Here is a 14765-nt window from a genome sequence, read left to right on the forward strand (position 1 = left end):
TCTTAAAATTATAGCACATTTCGCTCTAGTCTATCTCTGTTACTTCCATTGTTAGCAAAGTTATTCATTTCCCAGGTGATGATATTTTTCTTTCGTTTCTAACTATTCTTTTTTCTATCTCACGTAACTTCTTGAATTTTATTTCATCGTTCCATATTATGCTATTTTCCACAAGTTTATAAGCATGTTGGCTATAATAAATTGCCTGTTCATAATTTTTATTTCGATGCTCATCAATTTTAGCTAGTTCAATCAAAGCAATAATTTTTTGTCTTTCTTTAATGAATGGAATAGCGCTTTTAAATGATAAATAGGCTTGTTCAAAAAGCTGTTGCTTTTTTTGTTGAAATGCAAGATGGTAATATGCATATCCTGCTTCATCACTCTTATATAGCTTTGTAACATTTTTTAATAATTCACTACTTTTTTCAGTTTCAGCTAAATCCCCATACCATTTTCCAATATTCGTATAAGTGGTAGCGGATTCTTTTTTAATATCTTCACACAATAGTTTTGTAGTTTGTATATAAAGTGTTATTAATGACAACAAATCGTATTCATTATGTTCAAGTACCTTTAATAATGTAGAAGGATTTCCATTCTTAACAGCATCTAAATAGATAATAGGCGCAAGATAACCCGGTATATCACCTATTCTATGAAAGCCTAATTTTTCTTCCTCTACTTGAGAAAGTTTCATACGAGATAGATCATCTTTCCATATCCGCTTAGAACCATGTAGTAGGTCGATTTGCTTTTGTTCAGGCAATTTAGGCAAATCTTTTCTATGCAAAGTAAAACGAGTTTGTAATTGTGGCCAATCAAAGCTTTTGCCATTGTATGTAACAATTGTCTTATTGGCTTGCCATAATTTTGACTCCCATAAGAAAGCTACTTCATGGCTGGGATCTGCTAGAACATATTGTTTTAATACAAAACCACCTGGCTCTGCTTCTAATATACCATTCAAAAAAATCTGTGTGCCTACACCTTTTAATCCCGTCGTTTCCGTATCGTAAAAAACTAAGTTGTTATCATTCTCTAGTGCTAACGGATGTTTTTGCTCTGTATTATTCCATAATTGAAATGCATTATATAGTTCACCTAAATAAAAATCACCATGCTTATAATTAGTTGAATAATGCTTTTCAAGCAAAAATACAATTCCAAATTTATTATCAATTCTTTTTAACCCTGCATCTTCCCATTGTTTCGCATATGTCGGTACATCAGGTTTTTTGAATACTTTTTCAGCATTTTGTTCTGATTCTGGCTTTTTTTTTCGCATTTTCTTCATTTGAAGAATTTTATTTTCATATGACATTTAATCATCCAACTCTGCTAATAATATTGTCTTTAAGAAAGTTAAAACCTGTTTTTTTCCTTCAGCACTAATATCTTGAGCTCCAATACAAGAAGGACATCCATTTTGACATGGACAACTTTTAACATGTTCATAAACATGGTGTAAAAGCTCATCCCATAGATCATAAATGCGTTCGCTCAATCCTATTCCGCCTGGATAACGATCATAAACAAAAAAAGTAGGTTTTTCAGAATGTGTTGCTTTTACTTGAGGAACTACATGAACATCACTACGATCACTTTGTAATAATAGTGGAATAAAGCTATTCATAGCATATGCTACCCCTGTCATAGCTCCTGTCAAATCATCTTCTTTCCAATTTTCAGGCTGGTCAAAAGATAACCATGTACCACTTGTATGTAGTTCTTCAGGAGGTAAATGTATAGGTCCACTTCCGATATTATCATGCGTTCCAAAACGTATTTTTTTGAAAATAGTGGCAGTAGCTAGTGTCATTAAATCTCCAAACGCAACTTCAGCATGCCCAATTTGTCTACTCTTATCTTCACTGATTACTTTCAACTCTACAGCTAAATTGGCATCTGTAAAATAGTCCACATCCACTTCACGTACATATGCTTTTTTTTCATCCCAGTCTAATTTTTCTACCTGAAATTGCGTTCCTTGATGTAAATAGATAGCTTCTTCATGGAGCAATGTCAATGCACTGTAACGATCCATTTCACCAATAACTTTCGTTTGTGCAGGGATAGATTGATCAATAATCACAACGTTTTCTTGCGAAGCTGATCTAAGGCTTATATCGTGTGCTGGAAAACTATCACTCATCCAATGCCACTTTTCTGAAGTCTTTATAAGAATACCCTCTTCTTGTAGATATTCTAACAAATCTTGCACTTCAAATTCTCCATAAGTGTCATTTACAGAAAACGGTAATTCAAAAGCAGCACATTTTAAATGATCCATCAGTATTAACATATTGTCTGGATATACCCTTGCTTCTTCAGGGGTACTTTCAAATAAATAATATGGATGTTTAATAATATATTGGTCCAAAGCCGTAGATTGGGCAACATAAATGATTAATGCGTCATCTTGTCTTCTTCCCGCGCGTCCCGCTTGCTGCCATGCACTTGCAATATTACCAGGATACCCTGTCATAATACATGCTTGCAATTGACCAATGTCTACCCCCAATTCTAGCGCATTGGTCGAAACAACACATTGTATAGTACCATCTCTTAATCCTTTTTCAATTTTCCGTCTCTCAGATGGTAGATATCCTCCTCGATACCCTCGGATTGTCTCATCTTGAATTTTCTTTGCAGTCAAAGATTTCATATAAGTAACTAGCATTTCAACACGAACCCGACTTTTCGCGAAAATAATCGTTTGGATATTAGAGTTATACAAATCTCTCGCTAAATCCCGCACTTCTAAAATGGCACTTCTACGAACGCCAAAAGTTGGATGGATAATCGGAGGATTATAAAACAAAAATGTTTTCTTGCCAGTTGGTGCTCCATTTTGTGAAATCAATTGATGCTGCGCATTGGTCAAGGTCTCTGCTAATTCCTTAGGGTTTTTAATCGTAGCAGATGTACAAATAAAAATTGGATGACTCCCATAAAAATGACAAATTCGAAGAAGACGTCTAAGTACATGTGCTACATGTGAACCAAATACTCCCTTATACGTATGCAATTCATCTATCACAATATACTGTAAATTTTCAAATAGTGAGACCCATTTTGTATGATGCGGTAATATGCCTGAATGCAACATATCTGGATTAGTCATCACAATATGACCTGCTTTGCGGACCTTTTGTCGAATTCCAGGTGCAGTATCTCCATCATATGTATAACTTAAAATTTCTTCACCACTATCTTCGATTAAATTATTTAAATCGCTTTTTTGATCTTGAGCAAGCGCTTTCGTTGGAAATAAATATAAAGCTCTCGATGCTTTATTTTCCAAAATGGCTTGAAGTACCGGTAAATGATAACAAAGTGATTTTCCTGACGCAGTAGGTGTTACAGCAGTAAAAGATTGGCCATTAATAGCATATTCAAAAGCTTCTCTCTGATGGGAATATAATTGATCTATCCCTCTCTTATGCAATGCTTTTACTAATGAAGGATGTAATTTACTAGGAAAGTCAACTAATTTAGCTGGTTTAGGTGGTATAGTATGAACATATTCAACTCTATCTTGCATTTCGGGATTGGCTTGCCATTCTTGTAAAAGTTCTTCGATGGTTTTCTTTTTACTAATCATCTAAATCATCCTTTTGTAAAATACGTTGCAAACTTTCTAATGTATATGTAACTGATTGAATCGATTGATATAATCTTTTTTTACTTGTTTTCTGATAAAAAGATTGCACAACAAACTGATCCATTGCATCGACAGCATTTCGAATTTGTGTTTTATGCATATACTTTGGCTTTTCTTGATCAATCCAAGTTTCTATTTCCTTTTGCCAGGTGATCAATTTTTGATGATACAAATCTGCATGTGGCTTTACATCTATAAAAAAATCTGGAGATGTGTCAGTTTCTCTCATTTTCAAAAATCGTTGCCAACATTCTTTACATTCATCTAATAACTCGTCTGTTAATGTTTGTAACATTATACACACCTCCAAAATATATTTTCCTCTACTATTTTAAGTGTATCAAAAAAGTTGTTATTTCACTACTTTAAAGCGAACAAATATTCTTTTTGTTCTTCAATCAATTCAAGGCGGTTTGCAACGTATCTCATATTTCTTTCAAGTGTTTTATTATACATTTCTTCCTCATGGTTTACTCTGTTTTCTAATAGTTTATCCACCATATCAATTAAAGTAATAAGCTTATCTATTCTTTGCATCTTCATCGCCTCCCTGCTGTTAACTTTCAAGATATAAAAAACAAATCCTTTATAGTGGACAAAACAAGTGGAGATTCGACGATAATAGTAATTTTTTTTAACATTTTCTAATGGAATTCTCATCATATAACCTATAAGGTTTATGGTATTATAGAATGCAGATGAGGTGTTTTTATGACTATTCGTTATCCAAATGGGAAGAAATATTCGCCAACCCAAAAACTAGAGGTAAAACTTCCGAAAAAGAAGGATTTATCTTATAGTAATCGTGGGAGAACTCTTGAAGAAGAAATAGATGAAACCAATGATTTCTATCGACAAAGGAATATTGCTGTAATTCATAAGAAACCTGTTCCTATTCAAATCGTCAAAGTAGAGTACCCATCGAGAAGCGCCGCTGTCATTCGTGAAGCATATTTTCGAACACCATCCACTACCGACTACAATGGTGTTTATAATGGCTACTACATTGACTTTGATGCAAAGGAAACAGAAAATAAAACATCTTTTCCTTTAAAAAATGTCCATCCCCATCAAGTCTCTCATATGGAGTCTTCTGCAAAGCAGAAGGGAATATGCTTCTTATTAGTACGTTTTTCTTCCTTAGAGCGCTATTTTGTAGTACCTTTGGAAATGCTATTAAAAGCATGGAATCGAATGCTTGAAGGTGGTAGAAAATCAATTCCTTTGAGTGAATTCGAGGAACAAGCTATAGAAATAAAACTAGGACTTGTTCCAAAATTAGATTATTTAAAAGCAATCACACAATTGCTACCATAACTTGATCGTAGTTATGAGAAAGTGAGGAGAATGTTGTGGATCAACAAATAAATTCTCGTAGGCAACGAAAGCAACTAGAAGAACAACAGAGAAAGCGACATACAAAGAAGAAAGGACCAAAAGGCCCCAAAGGACCTAATCGTTCATGGATTAAGAAAATTATCATTGCTATCTTAGCAATTGGTATAGCAATGTTTGCAATAGGTGGTGGAGTGTTTGCATTCTATGCAGCGCAAGCACCTAAATTAGATGAAGAATTATTAAAAGACCCAGTATCATCAAAATTCTTTGATAATAATGGCAAAGTATTTTATACAATGGGCGATCAAGAACGTGAACATGTAGCATACGAAGATATACCAACTAGTATGCGTGATGCAATTATCGCAACTGAAGATTCACGTTTTTTCCAACATCATGGTATCGACTTTGTCCGTTTAGGTGGTGCAGTGTTAGCTAATTTCCGTTTTGGATTTGGCTCACAAGGTGGTAGTACTTTAACACAACAAGTTATTAAAAACTCATTTTTAAATAATGGGAAAACATTAAAACGTAAGGCTCAAGAAGCATATTTAGCCGTACAACTAGAACGAGAATATTCAAAAGAAGAGATTTTCGAAATGTACTTTAACAAAGTATTAATGTCCGGTCGTATCTATGGTTTTGGAACAGCTGCTAAATTCTTTTATGGTAAAAATTTAAAAGACTTAACTTTAGCTCAACAAGCACTTTTAGCAGGGATGCCACAAGCACCTAATGCTTATAATCCATTTAAAAATCCAGATCGTGCAGAAAAACGTCGTAATATCGTTTTAGGTTTAATGTATCAACATAAAAAAATTACAAAAGAGCAAATGGAAGCTGCTAAAAAAGTTGATGTAGCAGAAGGTCTACTTCCTGAAAACAAAAGAAAAACTGCCTCTTCTTCTAAGTACGATGCATTTATCGACGTTGTCTTAAAAGAATTAGAAGAAAATGGGGATGAAAAAGCATTAGCGGATGGTGTGAATGTATATACAACATTAGATACATCAGCACAAAAAATTGTTGAAAAAACGATGAATAATGATGCTAATTTCCCTACAAAAGATATTCAAGCAGGCTTATCTGTTATTGATACAGAAACAGGCGCTATTGTAGCTGTCGGTGGCGGACGTGATTACGGCCCTGAACGTGGATTTAACTATGCAGAAGCGTTAACAAATCGTCAACCAGGTTCTACGATGAAACCGTTAATGGATTATGGTCCTGCAATTGAAAATCTAAAATGGTCTACAGGCCAAACAATCGTTGATGAGCCAATGACTTACACAGGAACAAACCAACAAATTAATAACTTTGACCATCAATACAAAGGAACAATTACAATTCGACAAGCATTATATAACTCACGTAATATTCCTGCTGTTAAAACATTTAAAGAAGTTGGTGCTGATAAAGCTAAATCTTTTGTTAAGAACCTTGGTATTAACGCAAGTAACGTCACTGAATCTGATGCAATTGGTGGAGGTAAAATCAACCTTTCTCCTATTGAAATGGCTGGTGCTTATGCTGCATTTGGTAATAATGGTATTTATACTAAACCTCATGCGATTAAGAAAATTGTCTATCGTGATGGTAAAACAGCTAAATCGTATACACCAGATCCAGTACCTGCAATGAGTGATTACACAGCATATATGGTAACAGATATGTTGCGAGATGTAGTAAGCTCTAAATTCGGGGCTTCTGGTACTGCGGCAGGTATCGCTGGATTAGATGTTGCTGGTAAAACCGGTACAACCAACTATAGTTCAGATGATTTTAGTAAGTGGGGTCTCCCTGAGTCATCTGTACCAGATTCTTGGTTTGCAGGATACACATCTAAATATTCAATCGCTGTATGGAGTGGATACACTAATTATAAAAATCCAATTACAACAAGTGCCGAACGTGTTCTACCACAACAACTATTCAGAACCGTTATGTCCCAAATTTCAGCAAATACAGAAACACCTGATTTCACTCAACCAAACTCAGTTGTAAGAGTTGGAAGTGAATTGTATGTAAAAGGTCAACAACCGGTTACAACAAAACCAGAAGAAACAACAGATGAAGAACAAAAAGTAAATGCTCCATCTGGATTAAAGGCAACATATGATGCTAATTCAAATGCCATTAATCTAACTTGGTCACATGAAGCGACTAACGACGAAAAAGCTAATTTTAAAATTTCAGTCTCAGTTGATGGTGGAGGTTCACAAGCTTTAACTGAAACATCTTCAAATTCTTACACGTATAGTGGTGCCGAAAGCGGAAAGACATATGTATTCTCCGTTGTAGCAATTGCTGGTGGTAAGACAAGTAGCGCGGCAACAACGTCGATTCAGATCCAAGCATCTGAGCCTGAACCTGAACCTGACGTAACAGAACCTGATCAAACGGAGACACCAACTACACCAGATCAATCAGAAACGCCAACTACACCTTCTGAAGGTAATGACCAAGATAATACGAATACAGATCAAAATGATCAAACAACAGAAAATTCAAATCAACAAAATAATCAATCGAATAACGGGAATGGGAATGGAAAAAATAAAGCAAATCTAAATAGCATAAAAAGAAATTCCTCTCCCGAAGAACTAGAAAGTCAACAATAGCTTCTTAAGATAATATTAGGCTGTCAACAAGTATAGGTAAAACTTGTTGACAGCCTTTTTAATTATTGCAATTACATCATATGATGAAAAAAAGGCAGAATCATGAGGAAATGATTCTGCCTTAACATATATCATATTGGTTAATGTTTTAAACGCAATCTTGCACATCTTTTTTTCGTTTCTATAAATAATTCATCCAACTGTCTATAACATGCATATTGACTCGGACGGGACTTGATAAACGATAATCTTTCTATTGCATTGATCGGTAAGATTTCGTAATCCTCATTTTCTACTAAATAATCTTGTCCATTAGATGCTTTTATAATAAAAGATTCATAAAGTTGTATTCCTTTATTCATCATATCTCCAGCTTTACCATCTCGAGCTGTATGTGAATGATGAATCTCTTGTTTTAATGATTCCCATTTAATAATCCACTCATCAACGAGCTCTTTTAATATGGCTTCTTTTTTGCACTCAATCATCTATTTCACAAGACCTTTCTTCGCTCTCTTTTGTCCTTCCCTACATATTTCAAATAAAGGACATTCACTACAGTTTGGATTTTGTGCTTTACAATGATAACGACCAAAGAAAATTAATTGGTGGTGAGTTTTAGACCACTTTTCTTTTGGCGTTTTTCTCATCACAGTATTTTCAACTTCTAATACACTATCTTTCCATTTGCAAAGCCCTAATCGTTTCGTAACACGTTCTACATGTGTATCAACTGCTAATGCAGGATGTCCAAATGCAACAGATAAAACGACATTAGCTGTTTTACGGCCTACACCAGGTAAAGTTACTAATTCCTCACGTGAATCTGGAATAATACCGTTATATTCGTCTAATAAACGTTGGCAAAGTTTTTGTATATTTTTCGCTTTACTACGATATAAACCAATTGAGCGAATATCTTGTTCGAGTTCTTCTAAAGAGACAGCTAAATAATCTTCAGGCGTTTTATATTTTTTAAACAATGTAGCGGTAACTTTATTGACAAGTACATCGGTACACTGTGCCGACAGCAAAGTCGCAATTGTTAATTCGAACGGATTTTCATGGACTAATTCACAATGAGCATCCGGAAACATTTCTTCCATTTTTTCTAGACAATATTCCCACTGCTTAATTGTTAACATTTAAATCCACCTCTCACTTATGACGATCTAGCCAGTTATAAAAAGGGACATTACTTGCTGGTGGCTTTTGTTCTGTCTCTTTTTTTGCGGACTTCTGTTCAACAGTTTTAGGAATAATATTTTTTCGGAAATTCTTGCTTTGTTTTTCAACATCTTCTAAAGTTTTTACATTATTCTTCTTCCATTCAAAAAGAATACGGTCGATATACCTTAAACTTAGCTTCTGAGACAAAACGGCTTCTTTTAATGCATGACGAATAATTTCAGGAGAATGACCATCTTGATCAAGCCACATGGAAATCATTTCAGTTTCCATAGGAGATAGGAACCTTCCGAATTCTTGTTCAAATAATTGAAATAACTGTCCTTCTTTTAACTTTGTTACTTCATTTTGATCAGTATCTCTTTTTACAAGAACAATATCCAGAAGTCTACTCCATAAAGGCATTAGGGTAATCACTTCATAAAGTACACCATTGTCATCTAACTTTTGATGAATTTCCATGAAACCCTTTTGCATAAGTCTTTGCATACTTGTAGAGATCATATCTTCAGTCATATTCATACGTTGAGCTATATTAGCAGGTGTAGGGAATTCATTTCCTTCTTCATGAAATGCATACAAATGCATAATTAGCATCGCTTCTACATCTGAGATTTGCAATTCCTTATAAAACTGAAAAAAAAGCTGAGAAATATTAACACTTCCCCGCTCTATCCAAGTTTGGAGACGCTCTGCTTCTTTCATATCATCGAACTCTCCTTTATTTTAAAATTGAACAAGAAGAATCGCCTAAGCGGTTCTTCTTGTGATTTACAACATAATAATATAAGCTAACCTACTACTTATGGATAAATACGGTTTAATAAACGAGGGAATGGAATAGTTTCACGAACATGTTCTGCACCTGTAATCCATGCAACTGTACGTTCCAAACCTAAACCAAATCCTGAATGAGGTACTGAACCATATTTACGTAAGTCTAAATACCATGCATAAGCTTCTTCGTCTAAGCCATAATCTGCAATACGTTTTTTCATCAAATCATAATCCCAGATACGTTCTGAACCACCGATAATTTCACCATAACCTTCTGGAGCGATTAAATCTGCACAAAGCACAACATCATCACGATCAGGATGTGGTTGCATATAGAATGGTTTAATACCAACTGGATAACATGTGATGAATACAGGTTTGTCGAAATGTTCAGCGATTGCAGTTTCGTGCGGTGCACCGAAGTCGTCTCCCCATTGAATATCATCAAAGCCTTTTTCGTGTAATAAATCGATCGCATCATCATATGAAATGCGTGGGAATGGAGCTTGTACTTTTTCAAGTTTAGATGTATCACGGCCTAGAATTTCTAATTCTAGTTTACAATTTTTTAGTACAGATTGGACAATATATGAAACATATTGTTCTTGAATTTCAAGAGATTCATCATGTTCTACAAATGCCATCTCTGGTTCAATCATCCAGAACTCGATTAAATGGCGACGGGTTTTAGATTTTTCTGCTCGGAATGTTGGACCAAAAGAAAATACCTTTCCAAGTGCCATTGCTGCAGCTTCCATATAAAGTTGTCCAGATTGAGAAAGATATGCATCTTGATCAAAATATTTTGTATGGAAAAGCTCAGAAGTACCTTCTGGAGCTGATCCAGTTAGAATTGGAGGATCAACTTTTGCAAATCCATTATTGTTGAAAAATTCATAGGTTGCACGAATAATTTCATTACGAACTTTCATATTTGCATGTTGTTTTTTAGAACGTAACCATAGGTGTCTATGATCCATTAAGAATTCAACACCATGTTCTTTTGGTGTAATTGGATAATCATGAGATTCAGCAATTACTTCGATTTCTTTCACTTGAAGTTCGTAACCAAATGATGAACGAGTATCCTCTGTTACTTCCCCAGTGATATAAAGTGAAGTTTCTTGGTGAATAGATTTCGCTGTAGCAAATGTTTCTTCTGATACGTTTGCTTTTACAACTACTCCTTGAACAAATCCTGAACCATCGCGTAATTGTAAAAATGCAATTTTACCGCTAGATCTTTTGTTTGCTAACCAAGCTCCAATTTTTACTGTTTCACCAACATGTTTTGGCATGTCTTGAATTGTGATTTTTTCCATATTAACCTCCGCATTTCAAGCATTCATTAAGCTAATAATTATTTATGCCTAATATCTGCGTATTCAAGTTGTTTTGACAATGAAATTCTATACTTATTTTTTAGAATTGACACGAGGTAATTTATATTACTTACTTGTCTTTCCATTGTGCTATGGGTCTTGATATAGATCCATTTAATTCTTCAAAAGTATCAGCATAAATATTATGTAAATACAATGCAGAATTACTTATCTTTATTATATACGAGTTTCACGTAAATTTCTTTTGAAATGATCTTTTTCATGTTAGATTTAAGGATCTGGTAGTATTGTTATTATTATAAATTCAATATTCTCTTCCACCATTGTCCATTTTCGAACATGATATATACATAGTTAAGCTTATCTTGTTTGTTTAGATAAGTTATTTCCCATACGATTCCTGGTTTTTCCACACCTAATTTTGTGTGTAGAATCTCTTTTACATCACCTTTTTTAGTCGCTTCCGATATAGCTTCTTTTTTTGAAATTCCATCTTTTAGATAGACTTCTATTGGCTTTTCTTTACTATTATTTTGAGAAACAAAAATAGCCTTTTTCTTTCCTTTATCATCTTTTCCTATTACAGTCACATATGATTTTTTACCATGGTAGACATAGGTATCAGTGACTGTAGTTAGTTGTTGGTTATGTAAAACTGCCGCTTTAGCAGTTTTTTCTACACTATGAAAAGGAGCATTTGATTTCCATCCAACTATGATAACTAGCGATAACGCTAGAATTAGTAAAAAAATTGAGAAGAACTTAATCCAGTTTTTCATGACATCACCTTATGTTTCATTTATTCCTTATTTAATGACAGCTCATTAACGTACTGACTTTACCTTAATTATTATACCAATCTTCTAATTCATAGACCATATGTTCTAGCGACACTTTTTTGATTGGAATATCTGGTAATGATTTAATAAATTCTTCTCCGTATGATTTCGTTTCAATACGTCGATCAAGGACGATGAACACACCCTTGTCATGTGATGAACGAATAAGCCTTCCGAATCCTTGTTTAAATCTTAGTATCGCTTCTGGTAAAGATAATCTATAGAACGAATTCAAGCCTTTACTTGACAATTTCTCAGCTTTTGCCTTAAAAAATGGTTCTTCTGGAGAAGAGAATGGTAGACGCACTACAATAACTGCAGAAAGTGCATCCCCTGGAACGTCAACACCTTCCCAGAAACTATTCGTTCCAAAAAGGACAGAGTGTTCAAAACGCTGGAACATTTTTAAAAGTCTCATCCGACTTCCAGAAGACATTCCTTGTGCAAATAACATATAGTCATCAAGAATGCCCGTCTCTTGGATTAGCTCCACTGTTTTTCTAAGCATATCTTGAGCAGTAAATAAAACAAAACATCTTCCATGTGTAGCTAATACTGTTTGCACAATTGCATCTGCTACTGCTTCGATATAGGCTGATTGAGTTACTGTTTTTATATCAGGCATATCTTCAACAATGTAGACACTTGCCCCATCATAATAAGATTTTGGTGCCTGCAATTGATATAAAGGAATATCGTCTGAAAGGCCCAATTGTTGTGCGATAAACCGTTCATCATTTGGAACTGTCAATGTCCCAGACGTCCAAACAATTCCAGAGTGACCACGGAATCGTTGCAATACGTTTGTAATCTCATCTTCAACTCTTATTGGTCTTTTAAATAGATACAGACTTCCTGGTAGACTTCTTGTATCAATTTCAATCCAAGCAGTATCTTCTTCTAGATGACTTAAAAAAACAGCATCCCATTCTGCAGCTCTTACTTTTAGTTCTTTCAGTTGAAACTCCCAATCTGCAATATTTGCCTGTTGTTTTATCGATAAATCGTCAGGGTAACGTAAATAGATAGATGTTATGGTTTCAGCGAGATGAATCCATTCCATAAGTTTACGACTAAATTGCTCTCCAAAAGGTTGCTCTAATTGAATACTTGATAACAAGTAACTATTTTTATGCTGGCGATTTTTTGTCTTTTGCAATGGTAGTTTTCGTATTAGACGATGGATTTCTTGATCAAAAAGCGTAACAATCTCACTAAATAAGAATTCTAACTTTTGCAATTTTCGACGTGGTATTTTATCTTCTTGTAACAACTCTAAGTAAAAAGGATGTTCCAACGATTTTGTTTCAGTTGATCCAAGCTGACCAAAGTCATACTTCCACTGTGTATAGGAGAAAATTTTTTCATCTCTTAATGTAGCTGCTTGCAAAAATTGATGTCCCTCATCCAATATGATTCCTTCTAAATCTTTTAGAACAGGTTCTTCTCTTGCTAAATCTGCTAATATCATCGAATGGTTTGTAATGACTAAATCAGCTTTTTTACAATTTGAAAGTGCTTGGATATAAAAGTCATAGGCGCCCTTTTGATGTGTTTCAGCAGTTGAATGAGTTCGACGTATTTTGTCTATAAGGTATTTTCCTCCACCAGACAAGGTGATTTCTCCTAAATCGCCTGTTTCGGTACCTTGTAACCAGACAAGAATTTGCATCTTCGTGAAATTCTCATCATATGAGTCATCTTCTACTCGTAAGAGATCACAAAAACGATCAATATCGATATAATGCTCCATTCCTTTAACAATTGCTGTAGAAACAGTAGTATTTAAAATTGTTTCCGCCTTAGGTAATTCTTCTAGCAAGAGTTGATCCAACAGATGCGATGTATATGAACTAATACCGACCGTACAGGCATTCCTTTTAGCATAAATAATTGCTGGAATAAGGTATGCAAGAGTCTTACCTATTCCTGTTGAAGCTTCAGTCAATATTTCTCGTTTTGTAACAAGCGCTTGCCAAACGATGTCCATCATTTTAAATTGGTCAGGACGTACCTCAAAAGAATCAAATGCTTCCTCAAAAAGTTTTTCCTTTTCCTTAAAAGAAGATGGATAATACAGCTGTTTATCATAAGATTTAACAATTTCCACAGGCTGTTTTATCGCAACATCACGGTAATAATTATGCTTATCTGAATCATGAGTTAATCTTCTTTTCCTATGGATAGCATCTAAAAAAAGTTGAGATAAATCCGATTTTAGTCGAAAAGATCTCAAATGAAGTTGTTCAATAGTTATTAGCGGCAACGTTAATAACCTTTCCCAACAACTCTTTAGTAAATAGGCGGTAGCCAATGCATCATCATCAGCACGGTGAGCATGTATTAAACTAATTCCTAACTCCATCGTAATATCTTGTAACTTAAAGCTATACGCTGTTGGAAAAAGAATTTTTGATAATTCTACAGTATCCATATGTTTTCCTAGCCATTTTGGTAAGCCTGCTCTTTTAAACTCCGCTTGTAAGAATGGCAAGTCAAAATCTGTATTGTGTGCAACAAAAATGGTGTCTTGCAAAATTTCAAAAATCTCTTCAGCTTGTTCTTCAAAAGTGGGTGCTTTTTCAACATCTTGATCTGATATATGTGTTAGATCTTGTATAAAAAAAGGAATATCCTTACCTGGATTTACAAACGATGAATAAGTTGATACAACTTTCCAATCCTTCATTAATACAATAGCGATTTGAATGATTCGGTCTCCTTGTTGTGAGGAATGACCAGTTGTTTCTAAATCGACAATGGCATAAGTTTGACTTTCCATGTATTCTTCACAACTTTCCGTTCATGTTATATTGATGATTTTATCATATTTCAAAGAGAATAGCTGAATTGATACCATGTGTTTTTATTTATTTTAGGAACCGGCAATATCTATATTGAAAAATATTATAAATGGAAAATATATTCTGAAGGATTTTCAATTAATGTAAATAATATGATTTTTCTTTATTTTACAAAAATATAATCTTTA

Annotated in this window: 12 protein-coding genes; 2 read left to right on the top strand and 10 right to left on the bottom strand. The window is 34.3% G+C overall.

The window, feature by feature from the left end; genetic code table 11:
* Positions 1-64: 64 nt before the first annotated feature.
* The 4 genes from CW357_RS08855 to CW357_RS18235 all read right to left on the bottom strand — a co-directional run bounded on the left by CW357_RS08855 (position 65) and on the right by CW357_RS18235 (position 4204).
* On the bottom strand, positions 65-1324 hold the full coding sequence (locus CW357_RS08855; RefSeq protein WP_119415369.1) for a ribonuclease H-like domain-containing protein: 1260 nt from the start codon (positions 1322-1324) through the stop codon (positions 65-67).
* Positions 1325-3607, bottom strand: coding sequence for a DEAD/DEAH box helicase (locus CW357_RS08860; protein ID WP_124217833.1), 2283 nt, complete (start codon positions 3605-3607; stop codon positions 1325-1327).
* Positions 3600-3962, bottom strand: coding sequence for a YppE family protein (locus CW357_RS08865; RefSeq protein WP_367269415.1), 363 nt, complete (start codon positions 3960-3962; stop codon positions 3600-3602). The genes CW357_RS08860 and CW357_RS08865 overlap by 8 nt, the downstream gene beginning before the upstream one ends.
* 65 nt (positions 3963-4027) lie before the next feature.
* The gene (locus tag CW357_RS18235) at positions 4028-4204 is read right to left on the bottom strand and encodes a hypothetical protein (protein ID WP_158582333.1); all 177 of its coding nucleotides are present in this window, start codon (positions 4202-4204) and stop codon (positions 4028-4030) included.
* Positions 4205-4378: 174 nt separating this feature from the next.
* Between CW357_RS18235 and recU the strand changes: the two genes are divergently transcribed.
* On the top strand, positions 4379-4984 hold the full coding sequence (recU, locus tag CW357_RS08870) for a Holliday junction resolvase RecU (RefSeq protein WP_119415371.1): 606 nt from the start codon (positions 4379-4381) through the stop codon (positions 4982-4984).
* Positions 4985-5019: 35 nt separating this feature from the next.
* A complete protein-coding gene (locus tag CW357_RS08875) occupies positions 5020-7626 on the top strand; it encodes a PBP1A family penicillin-binding protein (RefSeq protein WP_124217834.1) in 2607 nt (868 codons plus the stop codon).
* 140 nt (positions 7627-7766) lie between these two features.
* Here CW357_RS08875 and CW357_RS08880 read toward each other — a convergent pair whose 3' ends face one another.
* The 6 genes from CW357_RS08880 to dinG all read right to left on the bottom strand — a co-directional run bounded on the left by CW357_RS08880 (position 7767) and on the right by dinG (position 14555).
* A complete protein-coding gene (locus CW357_RS08880) occupies positions 7767-8114 on the bottom strand; it encodes a YpoC family protein (RefSeq protein WP_119415373.1) in 348 nt (115 codons plus the stop codon).
* Positions 8115-8771, bottom strand: coding sequence for an endonuclease III (gene nth / locus CW357_RS08885; protein ID WP_119415374.1), 657 nt, complete (start codon positions 8769-8771; stop codon positions 8115-8117).
* A gap of 13 nt (positions 8772-8784) precedes the next feature.
* Positions 8785-9519, bottom strand: a complete 735-nt coding sequence (locus CW357_RS08890; protein ID WP_119415375.1) for a DnaD domain-containing protein — start codon at positions 9517-9519, stop codon at positions 8785-8787.
* 98 nt (positions 9520-9617) lie between these two features.
* On the bottom strand, positions 9618-10913 hold the full coding sequence (asnS, locus tag CW357_RS08895; protein ID WP_124217835.1) for an asparagine--tRNA ligase: 1296 nt from the start codon (positions 10911-10913) through the stop codon (positions 9618-9620).
* Positions 10914-11230: 317 nt separating this feature from the next.
* Positions 11231-11713, bottom strand: coding sequence for a cell wall elongation regulator TseB-like domain-containing protein (locus tag CW357_RS08900; RefSeq protein WP_124217836.1), 483 nt, complete (start codon positions 11711-11713; stop codon positions 11231-11233).
* Positions 11714-11777: 64 nt separating this feature from the next.
* Positions 11778-14555: an ATP-dependent DNA helicase DinG gene (gene dinG / locus CW357_RS08905; RefSeq protein WP_124217837.1), complete on the bottom strand. Its 2778-nt coding sequence runs from the start codon at positions 14553-14555 to the stop codon at positions 11778-11780.
* Positions 14556-14765: the final 210 nt, after the last annotated feature.

The organism is Rummeliibacillus sp. TYF005 (assembly GCF_003844195.1).
Taxonomy (GTDB): domain Bacteria; phylum Bacillota; class Bacilli; order Bacillales_A; family Planococcaceae; genus Rummeliibacillus.

Coding starts and splice junctions, on each gene's coding strand:
- CW357_RS08855 (WP_119415369.1), bottom strand. CDS start 1,324: ATGTCATATGAAAATAAAATTCTTCAAATGAAGAAAATGCGAAAAAAA.
- CW357_RS08860 (WP_124217833.1), bottom strand. CDS start 3,607: ATGATTAGTAAAAAGAAAACCATCGAAGAACTTTTACAAGAATGGCAA.
- CW357_RS08865 (WP_367269415.1), bottom strand. CDS start 3,962: ATGTTACAAACATTAACAGACGAGTTATTAGATGAATGTAAAGAATGT.
- CW357_RS18235 (WP_158582333.1), bottom strand. CDS start 4,204: ATGCAAAGAATAGATAAGCTTATTACTTTAATTGATATGGTGGATAAA.
- recU (WP_119415371.1), top strand. CDS start 4,379: ATGACTATTCGTTATCCAAATGGGAAGAAATATTCGCCAACCCAAAAA.
- CW357_RS08880 (WP_119415373.1), bottom strand. CDS start 8,114: ATGATTGAGTGCAAAAAAGAAGCCATATTAAAAGAGCTCGTTGATGAG.
- nth (WP_119415374.1), bottom strand. CDS start 8,771: ATGTTAACAATTAAGCAGTGGGAATATTGTCTAGAAAAAATGGAAGAA.
- CW357_RS08890 (WP_119415375.1), bottom strand. CDS start 9,519: ATGAAAGAAGCAGAGCGTCTCCAAACTTGGATAGAGCGGGGAAGTGTT.
- asnS (WP_124217835.1), bottom strand. CDS start 10,913: ATGGAAAAAATCACAATTCAAGACATGCCAAAACATGTTGGTGAAACA.
- CW357_RS08900 (WP_124217836.1), bottom strand. CDS start 11,713: ATGAAAAACTGGATTAAGTTCTTCTCAATTTTTTTACTAATTCTAGCG.
- dinG (WP_124217837.1), bottom strand. CDS start 14,555: ATGGAAAGTCAAACTTATGCCATTGTCGATTTAGAAACAACTGGTCAT.